The organism is Faecalibacterium prausnitzii (assembly GCF_003287405.1).
Lineage (GTDB): Bacteria > Bacillota > Clostridia > Oscillospirales > Ruminococcaceae > Faecalibacterium > Faecalibacterium intestinale.
Window position 1 is genome coordinate 1 of sequence record NZ_PRLD01000069.1, and the last position, 589, is coordinate 589.

The 589-nt window shown below is 54.8% G+C and carries 1 protein-coding gene; it reads left to right on the forward strand.

The window, feature by feature from the left end:
• Window positions 1-459 (forward strand): L-2-amino-thiazoline-4-carboxylic acid hydrolase (locus tag C4N24_RS15090; RefSeq protein ID WP_112092038.1); only part of this gene is annotated, 459 nt, incomplete at its 5' end.
• Window positions 460-589: the final 130 nt, after the last annotated feature.

A 589-nucleotide genomic window follows, 5' to 3' on the forward strand; every position in this document is an offset into this window, starting at 1 on the left:
CGCTTCAAGATGAACATCGTCAACTGCGCAATGCTCGGCGCGTTCATCCTCTCCATGCCGCAACGTCCGGAGGTGGACAGGATGACGGATTACTATGCAAGATCCATGATGACAAAGCCCATGCAGTGGTTCTGCCGCAAGAGCGGAAAAAGCAAATTTACCCCAAAGGATATTGCCACTATGAAAGCTGCCGCTGCTCTGAAAGCTGCCGACCGCAACCCTTACTCGTGGAACATGGAGTTTTACGAATACTCTGACGGCAGCGGCTACGAGGGACGCTTTACCAAATGCGGCATCTGTGTGCTGATGAAGGAGCTGGGTCTGTACGACCTGACCCCCGCTTTGTGCCATCTGGACTACACCATGAGCGAAGCGGGCGGTGTGACAAATTTTGTGCGGCAGTATACCCTTGCCTCCGGCGGACCCTACTGCGACTGCGGGTACAAAAAGAAGGGGTGACGGACGATGAAGGCGAAGGAAACCTATCTTTCCAGTGATTTCCGGGAGACTGTGGCACTGCGCTTTCCCGCGCAGGCAAAGGAACTGAACACCGCTTTCGATATGCGCCTGAGTGCGCTGCTGGCTGAAA